Origin of the sequence: Dyella jejuensis (assembly GCF_044904675.1) — a bacterium.
In the GTDB taxonomy this organism is placed as follows: Bacteria; Pseudomonadota; Gammaproteobacteria; order Xanthomonadales; family Rhodanobacteraceae; genus Dyella_B; species Dyella_B jejuensis.
Map to the genome: position 1 here is coordinate 1 of NZ_JADIKJ010000061.1, position 551 is coordinate 551.

Genomic DNA, 551 nt, shown 5'->3' on the forward strand with positions numbered 1-551 from the left:
GCCGGCGCGCAGCAAGCCCGGTCGTTCGACCTCGCCGTGGGCGTGGCGCTCACGCCCCAGCAGATGGCCAGCCTCACCCAGGACATGGTGTGGCTGGTCAACCAGACCGTCGACGGCCAATCCGTGCTGGTGCCGGTGGTGTACCTGAGCCAAAGCACCGCCAACCACGTCGCCAGCGGCGCGGTGATCCAGGGCAGCACCGTCGCGCTCAACGCCAACAACCAGCTCACCACGACCGGCACGATCCAATCCGCCAGCGACGCCACGATCCAAGCCGGCAACCTGCTCAATGCCGGCACGCTGTCGGCCGGTGGCAACTTAAGCGTGCAAGCCGCGCAAGACCTGCTCAACGTCGGCAGCCTTCAGGGCGGCAACGTGGCGCTGGTCGCCGGCCATGACCTCAGCAGCCGTGCCACGACAGGCGCGGTGGCGCTCGGCACCGTCAACCTCGGCGGCTTGAAGGCACCGGGACTTGGCACGCCCGCCGGCGGGCAGGTCACCGCTGCGGGCACGCTCACCGCGCAAGCGGGCAACGATCTTATCCTCGATCA

At 69.1% G+C, this 551-nt stretch carries 1 pseudogene; it reads left to right on the forward strand.

What is annotated here, in order from left to right:
- Nucleotides 1-551: pseudogene (locus ISP15_RS18270) on the forward strand (hemagglutinin repeat-containing protein); the annotation flags it as partial.